Source organism: Pantanalinema rosaneae CENA516, assembly GCF_050753385.1.
GTDB classification, from domain to species: Bacteria; Cyanobacteriota; Cyanobacteriia; order Leptolyngbyales; family Leptolyngbyaceae; genus Pantanalinema; species Pantanalinema rosaneae.
The window spans coordinates 63,371-88,469 of record NZ_JBLZFZ010000009.1; the positions used below are offsets into that span (position 1 = coordinate 63,371).

14 protein-coding genes are annotated in these 25,099 nt (G+C 48.6%); 3 read left to right on the top strand and 11 right to left on the bottom strand.

The window, feature by feature from the left end:
- The first annotated feature begins 58 nt into the window (after positions 1–58).
- Positions 59–2,437: a PAS domain S-box protein gene (locus tag ACN4EK_RS07050; protein ID WP_431657028.1), complete on the top strand. Its 2,379-nt coding sequence runs from the start codon at positions 59–61 to the stop codon at positions 2,435–2,437.
- A gap of 24 nt (positions 2,438–2,461) precedes the next feature.
- Here ACN4EK_RS07050 and ACN4EK_RS07055 read toward each other — a convergent pair whose 3' ends face one another.
- From ACN4EK_RS07055 to ACN4EK_RS07095, 9 genes are all read right to left on the bottom strand, one after another.
- On the bottom strand, positions 2,462–2,710 hold the full coding sequence (locus ACN4EK_RS07055; protein WP_431657030.1) for a hypothetical protein: 249 nt from the start codon (positions 2,708–2,710) through the stop codon (positions 2,462–2,464).
- 418 nt (positions 2,711–3,128) lie between these two features.
- On the bottom strand, positions 3,129–3,467 hold the full coding sequence (locus ACN4EK_RS07060; RefSeq protein ID WP_431657032.1) for a cupin domain-containing protein: 339 nt from the start codon (positions 3,465–3,467) through the stop codon (positions 3,129–3,131).
- A gap of 181 nt (positions 3,468–3,648) precedes the next feature.
- Positions 3,649–5,001 carry a hybrid sensor histidine kinase/response regulator gene (locus ACN4EK_RS07065; RefSeq protein WP_431657034.1) on the bottom strand — a complete coding sequence of 451 codons (1,353 nt, stop codon included), beginning with the start codon at positions 4,999–5,001 and terminating at the stop codon, positions 3,649–3,651.
- A gap of 167 nt (positions 5,002–5,168) precedes the next feature.
- Positions 5,169–7,244, bottom strand: a complete 2,076-nt coding sequence (locus ACN4EK_RS07070; protein WP_431657036.1) for a PAS domain S-box protein — start codon at positions 7,242–7,244, stop codon at positions 5,169–5,171.
- Positions 7,245–7,417: 173 nt separating this feature from the next.
- Positions 7,418–9,223: a hybrid sensor histidine kinase/response regulator gene (locus ACN4EK_RS07075; RefSeq protein ID WP_431657038.1), complete on the bottom strand. Its 1,806-nt coding sequence runs from the start codon at positions 9,221–9,223 to the stop codon at positions 7,418–7,420.
- An 8-nt stretch (positions 9,224–9,231) separates the two neighbouring features.
- Positions 9,232–12,417, bottom strand: coding sequence for an ATP-binding protein (locus ACN4EK_RS07080; protein WP_431657039.1), 3,186 nt, complete (start codon positions 12,415–12,417; stop codon positions 9,232–9,234).
- A 58-nt stretch (positions 12,418–12,475) separates the two neighbouring features.
- Positions 12,476–17,014 (bottom strand): PAS domain S-box protein, encoded by a 4,539-nt coding sequence (locus tag ACN4EK_RS07085; protein WP_431657040.1) that lies wholly within the window; start codon positions 17,012–17,014, stop codon positions 12,476–12,478.
- A 249-nt stretch (positions 17,015–17,263) separates the two neighbouring features.
- On the bottom strand, positions 17,264–17,662 hold the full coding sequence (locus ACN4EK_RS07090) for a hypothetical protein (RefSeq protein ID WP_431657042.1): 399 nt from the start codon (positions 17,660–17,662) through the stop codon (positions 17,264–17,266).
- Positions 17,663–17,882: 220 nt separating this feature from the next.
- Entirely contained in the window at positions 17,883–19,847 is a 1,965-nt protein-coding gene (locus ACN4EK_RS07095; protein WP_431657044.1) for a CHAT domain-containing protein, read from the bottom strand.
- Between the two features lie 202 nt (positions 19,848–20,049).
- Here ACN4EK_RS07095 and ACN4EK_RS07100 point away from each other — a divergent pair, with 202 nt between their 5' ends.
- Both ACN4EK_RS07100 and ACN4EK_RS07105 read left to right on the top strand, forming a co-directional pair.
- A complete protein-coding gene (locus ACN4EK_RS07100) occupies positions 20,050–21,066 on the top strand; it encodes a GNAT family N-acetyltransferase (RefSeq protein ID WP_431657045.1) in 1,017 nt (338 codons plus the stop codon).
- Positions 21,067–21,068: 2 nt separating this feature from the next.
- Positions 21,069–22,052, top strand: a complete 984-nt coding sequence (locus ACN4EK_RS07105) for a nucleoside hydrolase (protein ID WP_431657046.1) — start codon at positions 21,069–21,071, stop codon at positions 22,050–22,052.
- Here the strand turns inward: ACN4EK_RS07105 and guaD are convergent.
- Positions 22,032–23,369: a guanine deaminase gene (gene guaD, locus ACN4EK_RS07110; RefSeq protein ID WP_431657048.1), complete on the bottom strand. Its 1,338-nt coding sequence runs from the start codon at positions 23,367–23,369 to the stop codon at positions 22,032–22,034. The genes ACN4EK_RS07105 and guaD overlap by 21 nt on opposite strands.
- A 508-nt stretch (positions 23,370–23,877) precedes the next feature.
- Positions 23,878–25,014, bottom strand: coding sequence for a GNAT family N-acetyltransferase (locus ACN4EK_RS07115; RefSeq protein WP_431657049.1), 1,137 nt, complete (start codon positions 25,012–25,014; stop codon positions 23,878–23,880).
- Between the last annotated feature and the right edge of the window lie 85 nt (positions 25,015–25,099).

The window sequence follows — 25,099 nt, forward strand, 5'->3', positions numbered from 1 at the left end:
CCAAAACTTTTCAGGATCTACATCTTCTAACCAGTCTCATCCCCTGTGGGTATAGATCATGTACCGTCGTGTTGCTCCCTATGTTGTGTCTATTGCTGCTGTCGCGATCGCTTTACTGCTGACATTGTGGCTAAGCCCTGTTTTAAGCCGACCAACGGCAGCATTTTTCTACCTGGCGGTGATCGCTAGCTCCTGGTATGGAGGATGGCAACCTGGGATCGTTACCGTTCTCCTATCCGCCGGTGTAATCAACTACTGGCTACTCCCACCGTTACAACAGTTCAAAATGAGTCACCCGAATGATGTGCTCTGGTTAGCCATCTTTGTTGTTGTGGCTTCTATGATCAATCTGTTAAGCACCAATTTACGCTTTAGTAAGCACCAGGTAGAACGCCTGAGTCAACAACTGCACACTGAAAATGCTAACCAACTCAAAATGGCGTTAGCAGCAGCCCGGATGGGCATGTGGGACTGGAATATTGTCACGGGGGAGATTACCTGGTCACCGGAACATGAGCAGTTATTTGGCTTTGCTCCCAATACGTTTGATGGCAAGTATGAAAGCTTTGAGGCGCGGATTCATCCGGACGATCGAGGCGGAATTACGCAGGCAATCCAACACGCTTTACAGGCAAGTCTGACTTATCAGCATGAATATCGCATTATCTGGCCGGATGGTAGCTTGCATTGGGTAGAAGGAATCGGGCATGGTGTGTATGACGCAACCGGAAAGCCAATCCGGATGACCGGAACAATTATGGATGTGACCGATCGCAAACAGGCTGAGTTGGCGTTACATCAGGCGAAGGCAGAATTAGAACAGCGAGTGCAAGACCGCACCGTAGAACTAACGCAACTCAACGATCGACTATTGCAGACTTTACAAGCATTACAAGCCTCACAGGCTCGATTTGCTGGCATTTTAGATATTGCCAACGATGCCATTATTTCGATCGAAGCCAATCAGCAGATTACTCTGTTCAATCAAGGGGCTGAGAGGGTATTTGGGTACACAGCGACGGAAGTTTTAGGGCAACCGTTGAGTATCCTGCTACCAGAACGCTTTACCACCTCTCATTATCACCAGATCCAGCGGTTCGCTCTGTCGGAGGGGAAAGCGCGACGGATGGGTGAACGGGGGGAAATTGTGGGTCGGCGTAAAGATGGGAGTGAATTTCCGGCGGAAGCCTCGATTTCCAAACTGCAACTGGGTGATGACTATATTGTGACGGCGATTCTGCGCGATATTAGCGATCGCAAGCAGGCGGAAGCGTCGATGTCCCAACTGGCAGCGATCGTGGAATTTTCGGAAGATGCCATTATTAGTGAGACGCTAGACGGCATAGTGATCAGTTGGAATGCCAGTGCCGAGCGGTTGTTTGGTTATGCGGCTACCGAAATTGTGGGTCAATCCATTCGGGCGATTATTCCAGTCGATCGTTGGGAAGAGAAGCGCCAAATGCTGCAACAGTTACAACGGGGCGAACGTGTCCATCACCACGAGACAGTCCGCCAGCATCGCAATGGGACGTTCATTGATGTGGCGCTGACAATTTCTCCGGTCAAAGATGCCTTTGGCAAGATTATTGGGGCATCCAAAATTATTCGAGATATTACGGCGCAACGAGCGTTAGAACGAATGAAAAGTGAGTTTATTTCGATCGTCAGTCACGAACTGCGAACCCCACTCACAGCCATCCGAGGGTCGTTGGGACTACTGGCGGCTGGGGTGTATGATAATAAACCGGATAAAGTCAAACGAATGTTGCAGGTTGCCTCTGAGCAAACCGATCGCCTGGTACGGTTGGTCAACGATATCCTGGATTTACAACGGTTAGAGTCGGGCAGTATGTCGTTAACGATGCAGGCATGTGATGTGACGACGTTAATGCAGGCTGCGATCGATACAATGCAGGGTAGTGCTGAAAACCAGCAGATTCAGTTGGTGCTGGTGCCGCCCGTCTCGCCGCTATCGGTTTGGGCATCTGCCGATGCTGTGATCCAAATGCTGACTAACCTGTTAAGCAATGCCATTAAGTTCTCAGAACGGGGCTGTACGGTTTGGCTATCGGCTAGGATATGGCAGTCAGGAGATGGGGAGGATAGGGGGGATAAACAATTGGCTTCCCTATTCCTTCCATTGTCTCCACCTATTTCGGCTGTGCCGTCAGTGCTGTTTGCGATCAAAGATCAAGGGCGAGGCATTCCTACTGATAAATTAGCCACTATTTTTGAGCGGTTCCAGCAAGTGGATGCATCTGATTCCCGTGAAAAAGGAGGAACGGGGTTGGGATTAGCGATCTGTTACAAAATTATCGAACAACATGGCGGACAAATTTGGGTGGAAAGTAACTTTGGGGAGGGCAGTACATTTTACTTCACTTTGCCTAGTGTCCTCAACCCACAGGTTTGGACGGAGGAATCTACGAATAGCTGAAGCCCACTGGTTGATGTCTAACACTTAGGCGGCGAGTGAGGGGTTGTTTGATTCGGTTGCCCCCTGGCTAGTGGGAATTAAGATCCATCCGGCGTTAAACAGTTTTTGGTAGGTTGCCCAGCCTTTGGAACCGTTGGGAATGGGGTAATCGGGAACGGCAATTCCAGCGAAGTGTGTGTAGGGTCTCCAAGGCTGGTGCGACTCTAAGCGAAGATGGAGAATGAGTGCACCATTTGTGCCAAATTTACGTAGCCAGCACATCTGTCCAGTCATCTGAAAATCCTCAAATCAGCAATAAATTCTGTGAATCAACGATTTCAATCACATCGATCGCATCACACAAATTAGATGGCTATCCGTTGATTTCAAGAACTTATGCTTACAGTTTTACTAACACCTATCTAAGATTTAACTCTATCCATAGTGTAGGATTTTGCCAACGAGAGCTTGTTAAATTTAAACATATATTGACTGGGTGCATAACTTTTATCTACTCAAACTCTTGTTGGAGAAGTTAATGTTTTTTTAGGGCATAGTTCTTAACAAATTTGTTTGTAGCAAACGTGTTATTTGGGAAGCAAACTATACCCTGTGGTTTGGTTTTCGTAGCTCCTAAATCTCCCAACCCTGGAGACCTTAGAGGTTTGGCTCCTCCAAAATTAGGGGCGGGGTTCCCATGCCTGATAGGACGCTATTCGTCTCGACCATGAACTTCGGCTGGGGGAGAGGTGGCTTCTACGGCAGTAAAGGGTTCCAGAATTTTGTAGGTATGGCTGGCTCCGGCTGGCACAACCCAGGAGTGTCCTGGTTCTAGTAAGACCATTTGCCCCTCTAGATGGAGTTCGGCTCGTCCCTGAATCACATATCCTACAGTTTCATAGTCGCGTTGGCTGGCAGGTTTGGCTTCGGCGGGTGGTTCTGCTTCCCATAGACGCATGGAAAGTTGTTTGCCGATCGCTAAATACTTTTGTCCCATCTTGCCTTTAGGGGCGGAATGGGCACTGACTTTCGTTACTGTGGTATCGCTCATGATGTCATCTCATTAGGCTAGGGCAGCTACAGCAGCGACATTGATCTACTGTTGAGCTGGGTTGACACCTTATCCTAAGTAGTAGCAATGACTCTCCCCTCTCACTAATGATGGGGACTAATGGAGTGATCGATCTGTCGCAAGAGCGATTTTTGACGTAATTGCCGTAGAAATGCCTCGGTTAAATGGGTAGCACAGGTAGCTCGATCGTAAAACAGGTGCTGTTCTGGTGGCTAGTGACCCGAATTGATCCTTGCAAGTGTTCGACTAGCCGCTTGGCTAAGGCTAATCCTAACCCTGTCCCTCCCTGTTTCCAGGGATCGTCACCCAGTACCCGATAGAACGGGTCAAAAATGCGATCGTATTCGGCGGGAGGAATTTCAACTCCGGTGTTCGTGACACTAATGGCGATCGTGGCAGGAGATTTCACAGATACCGTTGTCTCGCCGGCAAAAAAGGATGATTTAAGATTGACTTGCTGTTGCTCTAGTTGTTTGACTGTAACGGTAATGATTTCACCCGTGGGTGTATGTTTACAAGCATTATTCAGCAGTTCAGTTAATACGCGCTCAAGACTAGAAACATCTGTATTTAGTAAAGGTAAATTGGTGCCAAGTTCTATGATGAACGCCTGTTGGTGCTGGGTCAATCGGGGTTTAAAGCTATTGAGGGTAGTTGGTAGCCACTCGTATAAATTAATGGTGGTTAGGCAGAGGGGTAGGTGATCGGTAGTCAAATTTTGTAAGTCTAACAAGTCCTGGACTAATTTCAACTCTCGATCGGATTCATCTTGCAAGATGGTTAAATACTGCGTAATTTTTTGATGCGGGTCGGCATCTGAGATTTTCTCGAAGAACGTTTTGCCTTGCTGAGTCGCGATCATCAGCATTTGCACCACCATACGGATATTGGTTAAAGGAGTACGTAACTCATGGGAAATCGTGCTGAGAAAATCATCTCTAAGGCGATTCAGCTTTTGGAGTTCTTCAAGGGCTTGTTGTAGCTCTTGGGTGCGTTCCTGGACTTGTTGTTCGAGTTGAATATTAAAATATTGAACTTGATGATAAAGTTCGGCTAACCGTCGATGTTGTTGTTGGATCGTTAGTTGGTGATTAATGCGAGCTAACACTTCTGGGGACTGGAAGGGCTTGGTAATGTAATCACAGCCACCAATCTCAAATGCTCTGACTTTATCTTCAATTTCATCGGAAGCACTGAGGAAGATAATTGGAATGTCGGCGGTAATGACAGATTGCTTGAGGGCAGTACAGACCTCAAATCCATCCATTTGCGGCATTCGGATATCTAATAGCAATAGATCGGGTAACTGAGCATAAATAGTTTCCAACGCCATCGTGCCGCTGACCGCCTTTCTAACTTTGAAGCCTTCATATTGCAGAATGGCTGAAAGTGCCCGTAAGTTATCCGGTTGGTCATCGACGATTAAGATGCTGGCTCTAGTGTCTACCTGATCCGCCATACCCATTTCTGCGATCGCCCGTTTAAGAGTTACATAGTTAGTTTTCCTAATCATCTGCTCTCTCTACCATTGTCTCAGGCTTTTTCTTCCAAGATCAATTCCTTTAAGCTAGCGGTCGGAATTAAATCGAGTTAGAGAATATGTGACAGTTGCCTGACTGGATAGTTGAGAATGACCTGGATGGCGGCAAATTGAGGTTTATACCTGATTGTAATTATTCTTTAACTATTTTGTTTCAAGTCTGTAATATCTCGACCAACGGATTGGTATTCAATAAAACCATTATCATGATTAATGATCAAGCGATTTACCCAGTGAGTCCAACGTAGTTCGCCATTGATCAGCACCCGGTTTTCAATTATGACTGTTGGGTTGTCTGGAGTCATGGACTGGATCAATTGAGTCACGCGCTCCCGGTCAGCCGCAAACACCATAGGCTGATAGCTATTGCCAATAATAGCTTCTGGAGCAACATTAAAGTAACGGCAGTAGGCATCATTAGCAAACAAAATGGTGGTGTCGGGTAAATATCGACAGATTAATTCTGTCTGATCTTGCACGATCGCGCGGTATCGTTCTTCACTGTGGCGGAGAGCGGCTTCGGCTTGCTGGCGTTCGGCTTCCACTTGTTTACGATCGCTAATATCGCGAATGACCACGATCGCATACTCCTTACCTTCCAAATTACAGATTTCGGCTGAAAGCAAGACAGTGCGGATGGCTCCTGATCTGAGGCATTGCTCAACTTCCAGATTCCGTACACTGCCCTGAGTTCGCAGTAAGGTTTGGAAGTGCTGGCGGTCTTCTAGACGATGCCATAGCTTGAGTTCTAAGGGGGTATAACCAATGATCTCGTCATAAAAGTAGCCATAGAACTCGGCTAACCGATTATTGACATCCAGAATCCGGTCGTTCGTTAGGGAAATAATGGCGATCGGGTCGGGGCTGGCACGAAATATTGTTGTAAATTTTTCTTTCGATTCTTCCAGGGCGGTCTGCACATGATCGAACGATCGTTCGATCTCATGCACCATTTGGTTAAACGAGTGGTTAAGAATTTCTAGTTCAGTTAGCCAGGTGTCTTCTTTTAAGGGATATTCCCAACGACCAAGCATTAAGTTGCGACTGGCGCGAGCTAAGCGCAAAATGGGTTTGGCAATCCAGGAGGCGGTGAGTAAACTAAACAAAATTGCCACGGTAAGAGCGGCTAGACAGAGCAACATCGTTGTCCGAGTGTTGTCATAGATCTGCTGCATAAATTCGGAGGCTGGCACGACGGTGACAATCAACCAGTCCAAGCCATACCGATCTTTGAATGGGGTAACCTGCCCAAAGTGAATTTCTCCATCGACCACAAACTCAAAGGGTTGACTGGTGGTGAGGGTGGCAAAGTTAGGGATGCGATCGTGTAAATATTGCCCAGTCTGCTGACTGAGGAAATGGCGGCTATCGTGGAGGCTAAACCGCCGTAATTGTTGGGGTCGAGTGTTTTTGATCAGACGAAATAGTTTTTCCTCAGTAGAGGCGGCAATCAATTGACCGTGGCGATCGAGGATGAAGACGGCACCGGATTGACCCACATTAATGGTTTTGAGGAAATCGCTGATATGATCTAGCCCCAGGTTGACCGAGAACACGCCAATTAAGGCTTTGGTGGTGGGTTGGTAAACTGGCTGAAACGCTTTGATCACCAGTTGATTGGTGGCGGTGGCTGATTGTAGGGGTTGACTCCAACCGGGTTGACCCGTTGTGATTGCCTGCTGATACCAGTTGCGATCGATCTGCTCATCGCGGCTAGAAGCCGTTTGGAGGAGCGCCCCCCGTTTACCTCCCGACTCTAACGTGTAGCGGTAGATCAGGTCTGGGTGTTCCGGACTGGCAACCTCTAAGCTCGGTGCAGGCGATCGATTGACGGCTCTAAAATGACCTGAGGGGTCGCCAAACTGAATCCCTGCGACTTCTGGATATTGCTCTAATCGAGTCGCCAAAAATACTTCGAGGGTAGATAAATTCTGAGGATTCGTCCAACCCTGCCGCACCGCATCGGTGTTAAGCCGATTGATTTGATGGGGGGTGTCCAGGCAAATGTCGAGTTTCTGGGTGATGCGATCGCTCACCTGCTCCATGATTTGATGTGCTAGATTGGCGACTGCCTCCTGACCATTCTTAAAGGACAGGTATCCAACAACTCCCACTGCACCTACGGTTTGCAACACAAACGGTACAATTAGTACCAGGCGGAGCGAGATTTTCCGATCAAAGCGATAAAACCAGTGGTTGGAAAGCCGGAAAGCCATGAAGATACAGGTGAAACAGCAATCTACTGACAACTATCAAGCTAAGGGAACCGAACTCTACTTTGGTCTATACCCTCAATTATCACCAAAATTATTGGCTTGCCTGGAAAGGAAAATGAAATCACTGAACGATTCCCTGACATAGGCATGAATGCTGGCAGCAAGGGATGAGTCTACAGTGGTAGCGCAACGGTGAGACAGGTGAGGTTATTAGCACTCTCCACCCAAATTCTACCGTTGAGTTGCTCCACCAATTTTTTCACCAGTGCTAACCCTAACCCCGTTCCGCCATGTTTCCAGGGGTCATGATTGGGGATGCGGTAGAACTTATCAAAAATCCGGGCTAATTCCGTTTCCGCAATTTCAACCCCTGTGTTGCTAACGCTGATCAACAATGTGGGTAGCGTACTTAGGGTGGTATCCCCGGCGATCGTGCTGACGGTGACAGTAATTTTTTCTCCGCCTGGAGTGTACTTGCAAGCATTGTTAATTAACTCTTGCAGGATGCGACTGAAACTGGGCAGATCGATCGCGACGGGGAATAAATCGTTGGCTAATTGGAGTTCTAACTGTTGTTGTTGTTGGCGAGTGCGTAACTGAAATGGTTCCAAAGCATGGGGAATCCAATCCCGCAAATTCACAGTTGTCACTTGAATCGGGTAGGTTCCGGCTTCTAAATGTTGTAGTTTCAGCAGGTCTTCAATCAGTTCTAGTTCGCGATCGCATTCTTCCTGCAAGACTGCGAAATATTGGGTAACGCGATCGCTATCCATTTCCAGTTGTGGCGGATCCGTGATGCCACCTTGTCCATAATTGGTCAAGATGGTTAGCATCTCAACCACCTGTTTGATATTGGCGATCGGGGTACGCAGTTCGTGGGAGATGGTGTAGAGAAAATCGTCTTTAAGTTGACTCAGGCGTTGTAACTCTTTGACCTGAGCCTGTGCCGCTTCATAGAGGCGAGCTTGCCGCAGAGCGATCGCGCATTGGTTGGCAACCTGCTCAACTAAATGAATCTCGGGTTCCACAAACTCAGCTGCGATCGGCTTGAATAACCACAAATCTCCTAATGTGCCCTGCTGTTCTACCTGATCATCAAAAATCGGACAGGCTAGAATCGCAGAGTGATTCCGGATCGGACTGGGTTGAATTTGACAAAAGGCAAAATAGAATTTTTGCTGTAACTGCTCATAGAGTTCTGGCACATCTGAGATCAGGAATGTTTGTCCCTGCGTGGTTGGTAAGCCGGGTTGCACATGCTGATACCGGATGGTGGAAGTCAGGTGGTCTGGACTGTACAGTACGGCATCACAGCATTTGACCTCTAAGGCTTTTGCCAATTCTTCGACTGCTGATTGGAGAATTTGATGCGGATCCAGGGAATCCCGGACTTTATCGGAAATCCGTTTCAGGGTGGCTTCAAAATTGAGTGACTGCTGTAATTCCAGAGTCCGCAGGTAAACTTTTTGCTCCAGGTTGGTGTTGAGTTGGCGGACTTCTGCCTCGGCTCGCTGCCGTTCTTGAATCTCTTGCTGTAATTGTTGATTTTGCTCTAGCAGTTGGCGTTTTTGGTGTTGAATCAGGAGTTGATTTTTCACTCGTACCAGCACTTCCTGTTCCTGAAAGGGCTTGGTAATGTAATCTAGCCCACCTAAATCGAAGGCACGGACTTTATCGCCTAATTGATCGAGGGCACTGATAAAAATCACCGGAATTTGCTGGGTGGTTTCAGAGTTTTTTAATTGCTGGCAGACTTCATAACCAGTCATTTCTGGCATGTTAATGTCCAACAGAATCAAATCCGGCGGTTCGCGATGAGCCGATTGCAGTGCCATTTTGCCGCTAGTGGTTTTCCGGACTTTATAGCCCTGGGACTCCAGCATTTTGGCAAGCAAGCGCAGATTATCGGGAGTGTCATCGACCAACAGAATATTGGCACATGTAATCTGGGAGGTTGACTGCGATTGCATCATCACCATGCGGGCTCCTACCTGGGCTGAGTCATGTCAATCAAACGTTCAAACTGGAAGTCGTTGACCAGGGTTTTTAGGGCAAGGGCAAGTTCCTGGAGATCGGCGGGAATCATGTCAATCAGTTCATAAAGGCGAGTATCGTCAAGATCAAGGGCGGCTTCGTGAATTTGCATCATCCACTGGAATGGCATGACCTGGAGGTCTTGAGCGGTTGGTAATTTAGGAGATACCGTCACTGTAGATAATTTGGGCGGGATTTCTTCGGCATAGCGATAGCGTACTCCTAAATAATGTGCCATTTTATCGAACAAAATCGTTTCGCTAAAGGGTTTAGCAATGTAGTCATCGCAGCCTGCCTGAAGACTGGCTTCCTGATCATTTTTGAAGGCATTAGCGGTGATGGCGATGATTTTGGTGCGGGAGTTGGAGGGTGGAGAGGATGGGAAAGATGAGGAGAATGGGGAAGATGAGGAGAATGGGGAAGATGAGGAGAATGGGGAAGATGAGGAGAATGGGGAAGATGAGGTAGCAAATTCTCCTCTATCTCCCTCTAGGGCACGAATGCGTCGGGTGGCTTCATAGCCGTCCACGATCGGCATTTGAATATCCATCCAAACCAGATGCGGTTGCCAGTCTTGCCATAGCCCGATCGCTTCAGCCCCGTTTTCGGCAGTTCGGACTTCAAACCCAGTTGTTTCTAGCAGTTTGACCATGAGTTGACGGTTTTCTAAATTGTCTTCGGCAATCAGAATCCGGTAGGTTGGCTGTCCGGCTTCTAGCCCAATCACATACCGAGGGACAGAGGCGGGTAAAACGTCGATCGCGTCGATCGGACTGAGTTGCACCTGGCAGGTAAAGGTTGATCCGATTCCCAACGCACTGGATACCGCAATATCGCCACCCATGAGACGGGCAAATTGCCGGCTGATGGATAGTCCTAAGCCAGTGCCTTGCGCCTGTCGCCCCCGTTCGGTTTGCATGAAGGCTTCAAAGATAGCGCCAAATTCTTGATGGGGAATGCCTGGACCGGTATCTTTGACCTTAAACAGGACGGTGATACCTGGGTCGCCTGCCTGGGAGGTGGTTGCAGATGGGGGAATAGGTGCTGTCAGTGGCGGATTGGTTGCTATTTCAACGCCCAGAGTCACATGCCCGATCGAGGTGAACTTAATGGCATTCCCCAGGAGGTTGATCAGAATTTGCCGGAGTTTGCCTTCGTCGCCACACACATAACAGGGAACCTGGGGATCTAGCTCAATGATGAGTTCAAGACCTTTGCTGGAGGCTTTGAGGGCAAATAGGTTTTTAATGGAGTAAATTAAGCGATGCAGGTCGAAGCAGCTTGGGGTAAGTACCAGTTGTCCGGCTTCGATTTTGGACATTTCTAACACATCGTTAATCAGGGTCAGGAGATGTTCACCACTGCGGCTAACGATATCCAGATGTTCGCGGAATTCATCAGAGAGGGAACGATCGCGGTGCATTAACTGGGTAAAGCCCAGGATAGCGTTAAGCGGGGTGCGGAGTTCGTGGCTCATTTTGGCAAGAAACTGGCTTTTGGCACGATTGGCGATCGCGGCACGTTCGGCCGTTTGCTCTAATGCCACTTGCGAAAACTCTAAGACTGCCAGCATTAAGGTATTGCGCATTTCCAGCGCCGCTTCGATTTCGACAGCTTGCCAGGGGGTGGAGCGCTCCTGGACGGTTTCCTTCCAGAGTTCAAAGGATTTCCGGGGTGAGAGTTGCAACTGCCCAACGTCATTAATGCTCAGGGCATCGTTGGGATTGCCTGCCCAATTGACGGTTTGCACCTGTTCTGGTTTAAACCACAATAAGTGATAGGACTTTTGCTTGGCATGGCTGAGCCGAATGGAGATGGCTAAAATGCCACTTGCCTGCTGTTTAAACTGGCTGGCGGCTGGATACAGGCTGGATAGAGCATCGGTAGCAAATACAGTTTCCTGGTTATATTCGGCTAACCAGGCAGCCAGATTCCGCACTTCGGTTTCGGCGGGAGTTTGACCCAGTAAAGTTAAATCCTGATCTAGGAGAATGGCGGCTCCCTCAGCATGCACGAGATCCAGCAGGTGATTGGCATGGCGAATTAAGACCTGCTCGATAAAGTTGGAATCCTGGAGGAGGGCTTGTCGCAGGTTGTCCTGAATCGATTTGACCTGAGCCCGATATAGACTTAATGCCTGATCTTGTTGATGGGCGAGTTCGATCGAGGCGAATTGTCCTAAAAACTCACAGGCTTTTCGGGTTTCATAATCGATGATTTTGGGGCTGTAGTGATGACAGGCAATCAGTCCCCAGAGTTTCTTTTCCCCAATCAAGGAAATCGTCATAGAGGCAACTACCCCCATATTCTGCAAATATTCAATGTGGGGAGAAGCAACACCGCGTAAGCCTGCTGTGCTTAAGTCCAGGGGTTGATGGGTGAAGGGATGCTGGGCGGGCACGAGGGGAACGGGCTGGTAGTTGATGTCAGGAATCATCCGCAGCCAGTTTTGATAGAACAGTTTGCGGGCAGTGGGGGGAATGTCGATCGCGGGATAATGGAGTCCCAGGTAACTCTCTAAATCCGGTTGTTTGTCTTCGGCAATTACGACACCACTGAGATCGGGCTGAAATTGATAGACCATAACGCGATCGAAGCCAGTCATGGTTCTAACTTCTGTTGCCAGAATAGCGGCTAGTTCGGTCAGGTCGGTGGCTGTGCGTAAGTTCGCAATGGATGTTTTCAGACAGTGATAGAACTGAATAGGATTGGTGGTTTCGGGCGATTGTTGCGGTTCTAATTCCAAGATCACCCCATTGACTGTCCGATGGATGATCCCTTTAACGATCGGAGACTTGTGGGCTTCCCCGGTCTGAATTGTAGAACGTGGGACTCTGAGTTCAAAGGGATTGCAGGCTTCTAAATTATCCTGTGTCAGGTAGTGGCGGATTTTCTTAACCTGGGCGGGGGATAATAGACGTTGTAACGGTTGACCGAGTAGCTCTGTAGCAGGCAGATCAAACAGCGATTTGACATTCTCACTCACTTGCAAAATGTGCAACTTGGGCTCTTGTAACACCAGGAGAACCCCGTGTGGTTGAATGTAGCCAGGAGCCAGAATCGACTCATCTTCACAGCACGACTGCAAATGATCTACAGAGCTAAATTCTGGGAGTGTAGCAGACTTCAAAGCATTCATGACACAGCAGGCAGGGGAATAGGTGAACGAGGGAACACAAGTACAGTGAGTGAACTGGTTAAGACGGGGGAGCGGGTGGGAATAGTTGCAGGATTTGCTCGAATTGGAAATTATTGGCTAACTGAGTTAGTATGCTGGCTAAATCCGTCAGTTCGGTGGGTAGTTGGGTAATCAGGCGATGAACGGTAATATCGTCACAACAGAGGGCAGCATCGGTGATCGCGATCGTCCAGGCAGGGGGCATGACGGCTAACTGTGTTGCAGGGCTCAACCCAGGTGAGGTCGGCTCTACTAGCGATGGCGCGGCTTGGGTGGGAGGCAACTGGGAGGGTGGCGGCGATTGGGACTCATGGGACGGCGTTGGCTCAGCGTAAACGTAGTGTACCCCTAAATGTTCGGCTAGCTTCGCCAGTAATTCTGCGGCTTGAAAAGGCTTACTGAGGTAGTCATTACAACCGGCTGCTAAGGCAAGGGAGCGATCGCTCCGCGAGGCTTGAGCTGTTAGGGCAATGATTTTGGTGGCGGTTTGCCTGTCTAGCTGACTGTCTAGCCGACTTTGTTGCTCTAAGGCGCGGATTTGGCGGGTGGCTTCATACCCATCCACGAGCGGCATCCGAATATCCATCCAGGTCAGGTGAGGCTGCCAGGTTTGCCAACGGGTGATGGCTTCCTGTCCGTTAGTGGCTTCCTGCACTTCCATGCCTAATTGGGCCAACAGTTTAACCAGAAGTAAGCGGTTTTCGGGTTGGTCATCTACAACCAGGATGCGGTAGGTAGGCTGACCGGAGGCTAATCCAACTACATGCAGGCTAGGGAGTTCGGGAATCGGGCTCGAATCTGTGACGAGTTGAATGGGCAGGATGACGCGGAAGGTACTACCTTGGCTCGGGATGCTGCTAACGGTTAAATTACCGCCCATCAACTGCACTAGATTGCGGCTAATGGTTAGTCCTAAGCCTGTCCCACCAGTGACTTTTTTGCCAGGGGGAGCTTGGACAAAGGCATCAAAGATACTGTCGAGATCGCTGCTGGCAATGCCACTGCCGGTGTCTTCCACTTCAAAGACTAACCATTCAGTTGTGGGGTCGCTGGATGGTGGGGAACCTGCTGCGATCGTGGCAATTGTGCCTGTAGTGACACGGAGGGTAATATCACCTTGCTGGGTAAATTTGATCGCATTCCCCAGGAGGTTGATCAGTACCTGTCGGAGTTTGCTGGGGTCAGTGACGATGGTTTGCGGCAGGTCGGGGGCAAGGTCGAGGGTAAATTGAAGTCCTTTGGCATTAGCTCGTTGCCGAAACATGCTTTGTAGGGAGTCTAACAATGTGTGTAAATTAACGCTGCTATCGTCGATCGCGATATGTCCAGCCTCAATTTTGGAGAGATCTAAGACCTCGTTAATCAAGCTCAGAAGGTGATCACCACTGCGACAAATAATTTGGAGATTTTCCTGTTGTTCGGCATTGAGCGATCGATCATGGCTCATCAGTTGGGCAAACCCCAGAATCACATTTAGCGGTGTCCGTAATTCATGGCTCATGTTGGCAAGGAAGCGGCTTTTTGCCTGGTTTGCTAGTTCGGCGGCTTCTTTGGCTTGTTGGAGTTCTAATTCGGCTTGCTTACGTTCGGTAATATTTTGACCAATGCCAATCAGATAGCCATTGGAGAGGCGAACATTTGCCCAGGATGTATGTAGTTGTTGTCCAGTAGCCGTCAGGGTAATGAAATCCTGCCATTTACCATCGGCGGCAGCAATATGATCTAGAACCGTTTGGCGATAGGTCGGATCGGGATAGCATTCGGCAAGGACATCACGTTGCTGATAGTCTATGAGCGATCGCCCTAATGTTCGTTGTAGTTCAGGATTAATGAATTCCATCTGATGGTTTTGATCGGATAACGCCACCATCACAGGAATATGATCAAACATTGCCTGAAGAATTTCCTTTTGGTGTTTCAGTTCAATTTCTGCCCGTTTGCGATCGGTGATGTTGCGCACCATGATCAGGACTTCGTCTGAACGGAGCGGGACGATTCGCACTTCCTCGTAGCAGAGGTTGCCTTGAATTAGTAGTTCATGTTCATAGACCTGCATATTGCCCGTTTGTAGAGCCTGTTGGGCATAGTACATCCGCATTTGGGCGGCGGCGGTGGGCAAAATTTCATTGTTGTGACTTCCTTGACACCCTAAGTTGGGGTTGAGCCGGTTGGATGCGTCACCCGCCATGAGGTCGAGATACGTGCCATCCGAGCGCATCCGAATCAGCAGATCGGGAATGGCTTCGATAATGGCTTGTTTGGTCGCTTCGCTTTGTATCAGGGCTTCTTCAGCTTTGCGACGATCGGTAATATCAACGGCAATCCCTCCGACTAACACTTGTCCAGCCGTGGTGGGAATGGGAAATTTGTAGACGAGAAAATCTCGAATTGAGCCGTCAATAAAGGGAGCAAGTTCGATCGTTTCCAGCACTTTACCTGTCTGGACAACGGTTTGGATGTTGGCAATAAATTGTTGAGCGATATGCTGCGGAAACAGATCAAGGATTGATTGACCGATCGGGGAAATTTGCGGGAGTTGGAAAACACTGAAATAGGTTTGGTTAAGGTAAAGGATGATCCCATTGGCATCGGTAATCCAGGTGGGAGCCGGACTGTGGTTCATAAATGCCTGGAAGCGAGCTTCACTCTCGCGTAGGGCAAGCTCAACCTGTTTGCGTTCTGAGATGTCGCGGAGAATGGCGGTAAAGATGACCTCTCCATTAATCTCTAGTTTAGAAATTGAGGCTTCGGCAGGAAATTCACGACCATCTTGACGGCGACCAAAAATTTCACCCCGTTCTGCCATGCGGCGGGCTTTGCCTACGGATTGACCAAAGTCCTGAATATGGGAAGGATGCTGAGTGAAGCGGTGGGGTAAGAGGAGATCGAGGGGTTGTCCTAAAACTTCAGTGGCTGTGTAACCAAAAATCTTTTCTGCTCCCTGGTTAAACAGGGTAATGCATTGGTTGGCATCGACGGAAATAATCGCATCATTGGCAATTTCTAAAATGCCAGCAAATCGGGCTTGGGAAATCTGTAAGGCTTCTTCGGTATGCTTACGATCGCTGATGTCACGGGCGATCGCCAGAATTGTTTGGACAGAACCATCGGCAGCAAATTCTGGCACGATGCGAGACAGGTAGTAAGTTATGCCAGTAGTGGTGGGAATCGCAAATTCAATTGCCTGGGGTTCTCCAGTGGCAAAGACCTGATCAATACTGGTACGCCAGAGGGTTGCCATTGCCTCAGAGGGGTTCAAATCGTCAACCGTTTTACCCAGAAAGGCAGTGGTGGGAATCCCAGAATGCTTCTCGACACTGGGATTGATGTAAAGGTAGCGATACTGGCGATCGAGCCGCATGATAATATCGGGGGCATTTTCTACCAAAGCCCGAAACTCTTGTTCCCGTTGTTGCAGGGCAACTTCTGCCTGTTTGCGATCGCTAATGTCTTTCATGAAGCAATGATGACCAACAAATTGCCCCTGGTCATCCCGGATGGCAATCATCACCAACTGTTTATAGAACGAATCGCCATTGGCACGAATCCCTCTGGCTTCAATCTCAACTTTGCCAACCTGTTGCATCTGTTGGTAGGAGGCAATCATCATTTCGGTATCGTCTGGATGTACGGTCTGCTGCCATGTCATGCCGATCATCTCTGGAGCCTGGTAGCCGCAGATGCTGGCATAGGCATGATTGACGAAACTATACCGTCCCTGCTGATCGAGGCGGGAAATTCCAGAAACCGCATGTTCCAGGACAACGCTCATTTCTCGCAGTTGGGCTTCGGCTTGCTTGCGATCGGTAATATCCGTATAGGAGCCAGTCATGCGAATCACTCGACCGACTTCATCCCAAAGGGCTTGTCCGCGATCGAGCACCCATTTATAGGAGCCATCTTTACACCGAACGCGATGCTCGGAAATATAGAATGGGGTTGTTTGAGCGAAGTGGGCTTGAATCAGTTGCATGACTGACTCTAAATCGTCGGGGTGAACCCGATTTGCCCATTCATCTAAACGATTAGCAATCTCATGATCGGCATAGCCTAACATTTCCTTCCAACGGCTAGAAAAAAAAACTTCGGTGGTGCGGACATTCCAATCCCAAATGCCATCATTGTTGCCTCGCAGGGCTAGCTGCCAGCGTTCTTCACTTTCCTGTAAGGCGGCGACGGTGTGTTGGTGGGCAGTAACAATTTGCTTCAGATCGGTGATATCTGTAATCGTGCCGACATAACCCTCGATTCGCCCCAGAACATCGTACTCAGCCACGACTTGGGCTAAAACCCAGGTAATTTGACCATCGGGATGCTGAAAGCGATACTCGGAACGGTAGGGTTGCTGGCGATGAATGGTTTGCTGCCATTGGTGAATGACCTGCGATCGATCGTTGGGATGAATGCTCCTGACCCAGCCATCTCCCTGGGCTTCAGCACGACTGATTCCGGCAATTTCACTCCAGCAAGCATTGACATAGCAATAGCCCCCATGCGGATCGGTATAAAACATGCCGACAGGTAGGAGTTCTACGATCGAAGCAGAGAATGAGGACATAGCTGGAAGCGCAAAGTTCAAATAACCTCTGATCGCAAAGAATTAACGACAAGCCGGAAGTTGACTTTCGTCGATTAATCTCCTGTGACCCCAAATCTAAAATAAGCTTCTGAGGAAATTCTGAAGAAGCCGTGAAAATCACACCAAAGTAACAATTTGATACAATTTCAAATATTTTACCAATACTTATTAATAAATAAGGGCTGAGTGAAACTCAAACAATCGTTATTTTTGGCTAACGCGATCGCCTTAAACGGCGACCAGGTGCAAGGCTTCTCCGGCTAATACTTGGGCTAATTCCTGGTTAATATCTTTCCATTCAGGATGAGTGGCTTTACCGGAATGCCACTGAAACTCCACCTGGCTGAAGTTGGACCAGGATGATTTTTTCAAGCCAGGGGAATAGTGTTCAATCCAAATCAGCAGGTCGGGATTGAGGTGAAATTTATGGATAATTTGGTTGATCAGATATTCGACCTGGTAGGGAATAAACCAGTTAGCTTCCGATCGCATATCTGAAATGATCACGGTTTGTTGTTCGGGATGGGGATAGTAAATATGGAGATGGCACTGAAGGTTCCAGACCCCAAATAGTTGACCAGGAATCTGACAGTAATAGGGTTGTTCAATCTTGGGTCGTGTGGTCATTGGGGTATCCTGCTGCGTGTTCCGAAGGGCATCTGGTGTTAGGGGAAGATGACACTGAAGTTAGTGAATGTCCTCCGGTTCTAACAGTACAGAGGAAAAATGAAGAACTCTTGAGGATTCACTTGATCCTGACTCTATTGTGCGATCGTTGCCTCAGTCTTAGGTTGAGATCATGCCAATTCGTAATCATGCTACGGTTGATGTCGTATGCTGCGATCGGTCACTCACTTTCACCAATCAGCGTAAAGGCGGCCCAATCTCGCGGGTTGGGATACTGTTTTTGAGTAGTGAGCATGGCTTGGCGTAGTGCCATCGCTTTGTTAGAAGTCTGTTGCCACTGACGATAGAATTCTGTCATTAAGAGTTCGGTGGAAGCGTCTGAAACTGCCCACAGGGACACCACAATACTGGGGATTCCCGCTGCAATCAAGGAACGGGATAAGCCAACCACACCATCCCCCGTGATATCTCCCAAGCCGGTGTCGCAGGCACTTAATACTGCCAGTTCTGCTTGCATCCCCCAGCTAGATAGGGCAAGAATTTCATTGGCGCTAATCAAGCCGTTATCGGGTAGCCAGAGTTTGCCAGTCGGAAAGGTCAGTTTAATATCTACACCGGTTTTGTAGAGTAGGGCGGAGAAGGAAGCGGTTTGGGCATCGGGTGGAGCTACGACGGCGATCGCGCTCTGTTCGCCATTATTTTCGTTGAGAATACCGTGGGTTGCCAGATGGATAATGCGGACTTGGCGCATTGCCTGGAGAATCGTCTGTTTTGTGGCTTGACTACCAATTAGGGGTTGAGTATTAAGCAGTTGTGCGATCGCTTTGGCTTCTTGCTCGGTTCCGGTTAATGCTGATAATTCCATTGGCATGGGTGAGGGATTGCCTACCACTAATGCGCCCTGACCAAATGCTTTTTGGTGTTTGATTTGGTGAGTTAACTGCAAAATTTGGATGGAAGGGGCAGTCAGGAGTGTGTACTGTTCAATCAGATAACGTCCCTGAGGATCGACGAGGGCGGGAAAGGGAACGTAGGCTAAATCACTATCGGTGATAAAAATAATCCGATCGGCTGCCTGGTGGGGGAGCAGATCACGAATCGGTTGGATCAGAATTTGGTAGAACTGCTTTAAGCCAGTGTGTTGATAATCTAAGCCAAGGTTATTCCGCAGGTCGGCAACCAAATCATCAAATAGCAGATTTTGTTGTTGTAATACTGGGGACAGATCGACCTGACGAAATGTGACTTCTCCAGTGGGTTTGATTATCCAAATCAAGAGTTTCGTTGTTGCTTGCAAATGAGCTTTGAAGGCTGACTTGAAACTTTGTAGCTGACTCAGGCATTCGTGATGAAAGGGCTGATTGACGATCGAATACTCGACTAGAGTTGCCTGTTGAAGTTGGGCAATTTGTTGGAGTTGCGCGATCGTGGGTAGGGGAATGGTGCGTTGAGTTGTGGGAGCGTGAGCGGCTAATAGTCTCAGTAAGGCTGTCGTTCTGCCTCGTTCAGCCATTTCTAAGGCGGCATTGGGCTGATTTTGAGCCACTAGCACTTGTTGCAGCGATTTGGAGATTTGGTGTTGGGCTGCTAATTTATCTCGGTTTTGCTCATCTGCAATGTGTGCCTCAAACGCATTGCTGACTTGATTGGGTGGGCGAGTCACCGCTTCAGAGGTGGTTAATGCCGATCGTAGTGCGGTTTCAGCCTGACTCAATTTGCCTGATCGGAATAGGGCTTCTCCCAAACTGCCTTGGATTTCCCATTGCTCATCTCCGGTGATGATGGTGCTGGCTTGCTGGTAGGCGGGAATAGCGCGATCGAAGTCTTGCAGGCAGGAGTAGGTGTTGCCCAGTTCTTTCAATAACAGAAACTCTTTGTAGCGATCGCCCCGTTGACGGGCTAGCTCCAGCCGCTGCTGGCGGGACTCCACCATACCTTGAACGTTTCCGGCTTGACTGTAAATGCGATCGAGATCGGCTAGCACAGTATCGACGCTTTGCATCTCCCTGGCTTGTTGAAATAAGGTCAGCGCTTGCTTTAAGGATTGAATGGCGGCGGCAAATTGCCGTTGTTTAGCTTGCTCTAAACCTTGATGCTGTAGTGTCTGGGCAGCAGATTGGGGATGTGGGCTTTGGGCTAATCCGGGTGGTGTGGTCAGTTGCAGGGCAATTGAAGCTTCTAGCATTGTAGCGAACAGAAGCCAAACCCCAAGTTGGATCAGTGCAGATAGCGGCTGCGATCGGTGAGACACGGTTGCAACCCTCCTGGAGAGAGCATGGGTAAGCCTATCATCTCTGATCCAGGGCAATCTTTACAGGGGCAAAACGAGTTTTATGGTGAAATAACGGCTATAGACACTACGGTTAAGGGTTGGGAGGAACGTGATCTTGGCGGAGCTAGGACGCACACTTGAGGTTGTGATTAAGGCAGAGTTGGATACCCAGGAACGGTTAGAGATTCAAACGATATTTGACCGGATTTATGATCAGTATGGTGGTTCGGGGTATTTGGGCTATCTAGTCCACAGTGTTTCTGAGGAGACTCAGTTTGTATTGCTTAAGCAACAGGGGCGGGTGGTGGCAACGAGTGCGCTGTATACACTGAGCGATCGGGCGGGGGAAGTGTTTTTTGTGGCGGTTGATCCCGATCGACGGGGAGAAGGATTTGGTTGGGCAGTGAATCAAGCGGTGGCAGACTACGCTCAAAGCAAAGGCTTAGAGATGCTGTATACCGGCCCTTTGATTAATTTTTGCGAATGGCAGGGCAGTGATTGGCGGTTAAATTTAGGCAATTTGGTGACTACGCAAAGACAGGGCTATACGTTAACTGGTTTTGCTTTAGGGCAATATGTTGATTTTATGTATAAGCTACCTGGCTTACCTCAAAATTGGACACAAAATTTATCTGGTGCGTTCATGGCAAAGTTATTAGTGAAGTCGGAAGCTGATCAACAAAAATTTCAGCAAGAATGTTTAATCGCTCACAATCAGTTAGTTGCCAGTTTGCAATCTGCATTACATGAGCAAATCCACCAGAATGGAGAGATTGATTTAGAGGTAGTGGATATTGATGGTGCAGTAGATGCTGAGGGACGACCCACGATCGTTATTTCGCAATTGGGTTACAGTCGGAATATTGAGGATCTGTTGGCGACGCTTCATACAGAGCAACCATTTGTTCCCTGTGGTTACTATCCCTCCTATCGGCGGTTTGGCGAAACGTACTATGTTGGGCTGCATATTCGGCAGCTTGTGGCACTAAAACCGGAAAATATTTGGGGACTCGATCGCAGAGCTTTGAATGCCGTGATCTCTGAGGGCGATCGCAGGTTACTCGATTTAATTGAGCGGCAGATGACGCTGACCTTCGGTGATCAAGTCAAGCTGGCTAGTGAGGGCAACTGATCATGGGTGCGGGAACGCCGAAAATTATTGTGGATACGGATCCGGGTGGAGATGATTGTTTTGCGCTGCTGTGGCTACTCAGCCTGGTGAAACAGGGCTTGGCGGAACTGGTGGCGATTACCAGTGTGGATGGCAATGTTCACGCGCAATTGACGTTCGCGGCGGCTAGTAAATTACTGAACCTTTGTGGATATGAGGATATCGAAGTTGGACGGGGAGTAATTGGTGGGTCGGCGGGTGAGGTGGCTGATGCCGGAACCGTTCATGGGGCAGATGGGATGGGCAATTTATCACAGACGTTGCCTGATGATCCCCAACGAATCTATGAAACGGCGCGGGGGTCGGAGGAGATTCTGATCGAAAAATTACGAGCCATGCCAGGGGAAATTACGATCGTGGCGATCGCGCCTTTGACCAATTTAGCGGCGGCGGAGCGGCTGTCGCCTGGGGTGCTGAGGTTGGCAAAGCAGATTGTGATTATGGGAGGAGCGTTTCAAGTACCGGGAAATGTGGCTCCGGAGGCGGAGTTTAATATTGCTTATGATCCAGTTGCTGCCCAACAGGTATTCAACCGTTGCGACAATCTGATCGTAATGCCGTTGGATGTGACGCGGCAATTGATTTTTACACCTGAGTTAGCGACCAGGGTGAGTGCGGTCAATCCCACAAGTGCGATCGCTCGATTCATGGTTGATCTGTGTCAGTTCATGGTGGGAACGGCACTGAAGTTTCGGGAGGTGGTGGGTGAACCGGGTTTTCTGGTGCATGATGCGGTGACACTGGCGTATTTGTTTTACCCAGAAACTTTGCTGTTTCGACGGGCACAGATAGAGATCGAAACGCGAGGAGAATGGACGACTGGTAAAACGGTGATCGATCGACGACGACAGCCCAAAACAGGAAGTAATGCATGGGTAGCTGTGGAGGTTGATCAACAGGCTGTACTGACTGCTCTAGTCGAAGATCTAAAGTTTCTGATCCTGTAACTCATGGGCTAGATTACCGAGGATGTAGGTGGCAGAAACTGCGCGATCGTCCCCTAGAATCATCATGGTAAAAACCTGTTCTGCCAGGGCGGCTAGGGAGGTGGCTGTGGGGGTTTGATTGCGGAATGCCATTAGGGGCGTTGCCCGGAGATCTAGCACAATGAAATCGGCTTCTTTACCGGGATCAAAGTTACCAATGCGATCGTCGAGAGAGAGGGCTTTTGCCCCTCCCAGTGTGGCAAGAAATAGGGCTTTGAATGCTGAGAGTTGTAGCCCTCGCAGTTGAGCTACTTTATAGGCTTCGTTAGCAGTTTGCAACAGGGAAAAACTGGTTCCGGCTCCGATATCTGTGCCTAAGCCGACTTTGATCGGGGTTTCAGTAGATTTGGCTTTTTCCAGGTTGAACAATCCACTGCCGAGAAATAGGTTGGAGGTGGGACAAAAGGCGATCGCGGCGTTGGCTTGGGATAGGCGATCGAATTCGGTATCCGTGAGATGAATGCCGTGGGCAAAGATGGATTTATCGCCGACTAATCCCGCTTGATCATACACGTCTAGATAGCCTTGATGAGCGGGGAATAGTTGCTTGACTAGTTCAATCTCTTTGAGGTTCTCACAAAGATGGGTTTGCAGGTAAACATCGGGAAATTCTTGTAGGAGTTTTCCGGCGAGAATCAGTTGCTCGGGAGTAGAGGTGACGGCGAAGCGAGGGGTCACGGCATAGAGTAAGCGATCGCGTTTATGCCATTTTTGAATTAACCGTTTGCTGTCCTCATAGGAACTGGTGGCGGTGTCGGTGAGAAAGTCGGGAGCGTGGCGATCCATCATGACTTTGCCGGCAATCATGCGGAGATGGCGACGCTGGGCTTCTGCAAAAAAGGCATCGACGGATTCGGGGAAGACAGCAGCAAACACCAGGGCGGTAGTTGTGCCGTTCTTGAGCAGTTCATCAAGAAAGAATGAGGCAACCTGTTGGGCGTAGGCTTTGTCCTGAAATTGGCGCTCGGTGGGAAAGGTGTATTTGTCTAACCATTCCAGCAGTTGTTCGCCATAGGCGGCAATCATTTCGGTTTGGGGAAAGTGAATATGGGTGTCGATGAATCCCGGCATAATCAGGCGATCGGGATAGGCGATCGTGGGGACATCGGCATATTGGGTCTGCAAATCATCGTAGTGTCCCAGGGCTTTGATCCTGCCGTTTTCCAGAACTAGCAAACCATCGGGAATATAACGAACGCTATCGGCTTCGGGGTAGTAGAAGGGATCAGCAATGAAGTCGAGAAAGGAACTACGGAAGGCTTTGAGGTCAGCAGGCATGGTGAATGAAGTTTTGGAAGGGTGCAAACATCGTAGCAGCCAGGACGATCGGCGACTCGATCATTCATAACAACTGATCTGCGATCGCGGTGAGAACCAATTTTTGTAATTACCTATAAAACTATTTATCTCATATAGAGATTTTAAGTCTATTAATTAGACCTAAAACAAGACTAATTAGATTTATTTGAGACTTATATCGAGAATTTAAATCTTGTATTAAGACCTAAATTAATACCATAAGACTCGATTCAAGTCTCAAAACGAGTCTTGTTTTTCACGGATAAGACTGATTTTTGAATGGTATGAGCTACGCGATCTCAACAGTGATCGCAAGTCATCAATCGCGATCTTTTAGGCAATTTCTGGGAGAAAAGATACCCCGGTTGTAGGGGCAGGTTTCGTTGCAAAAGGCTGCTACATCCGTCAAGCTATCTGCCAAACCTGCCTTTACAGGTATTTTGTTGTCTGGAAATCGCTTTAGTTATGAGGCTACAGCATAGAGTGATTACTGTCGGCGTAATACCTGCTTTAGCCGCGTTTTGAGGATACTTAAACTATTTATGTTTTTGATGCGTTGCCATAACTGATCAAATATCAATGTCATAACTGCACTAACGCTGGCTGGGTAAGCGGCAACGGCAACACATTGTCTAAGAGATTGTGTCCATAGTTGAATCCAAGGCTCTGCGCAGCCTAAAAATTCATAGGAGGCTAATCCCTGTGTGGCGGCATATTTGACAGTGTGTAGCATTAACAAATTACCTGGCGAACAACGAGCAAAGTTTTCGTTATAGCCAACTTTAAGCAACCAGAAACGGTTGGCGTATTCAACAGCAATTTGCATGGCTACCGCTTCTCCATTGATACGGAGGAAGCATAGACGCAGAATCCCTCTCTGACTGGCAATCCGCCCGTACTGGTGGAAAAAGTTGCCCTGTGCTTGGTTGACGGCAAGGGCGGAACCGTTCGCTCCTTTCCAGCTTTTTAACTCAGTTTGATAAGCTTCCTGCAATAAGGGCTCGATCTCAGCTTCAGTGGGTGACAAAATTTCGTAGCGCACCTCTCCTAATTTTTCCGCATTTCGTTGGGCACGTCGAAAATCAGACCGCCGTCCTGAATTGAATTGTGTCTCTGGCTCAGTCCAACTGGCATCGAGCATCAAGTAGGGATAAGGAGCAACAGGTGTAACGTTAACCCAACCTTTGCCTTGATATATCTTTTGAATCGCAGGTATGACTGGCGAATTAGCAGGAATACGCTCTAGAAATAGTGGTGATCTTAGCTTGCTTAATTCGTTAACCAGCACTTCAACCACAGCATCATCTGTATATAAAAAGTCCATGGGTTCATAGATCTTTTTAACTCCTAACATGATCAGGTGAGGAAAAAGACCTTTGGAGCGCATTAAAGGAGCCAGCGCGATCGAACGTTCCTCCTGCTGGACAACGAATACCTGTAAATCGCCTGCCGCTTGAAATGATTGGGCACATGCTTTAATCCAAGTTAAATCCTCAATAGGGCTATTAACAGTCGCTCCAAAAACCTCCCATACTTTAGGAAGTTGCTCAAGGTCATTGATCGTTCTAATCAGCCTGACAGTGGTTCCAATGCTTTTGGCTTGCTTTGTTGCGTTACCATTCATAGTAGAGAATGCTCCTGCACAGCTTATCGACTCTCGGTTGGCTTGAGTATGACTAAACTAGCCAGCGTTAAGATGCGCCCAAGTA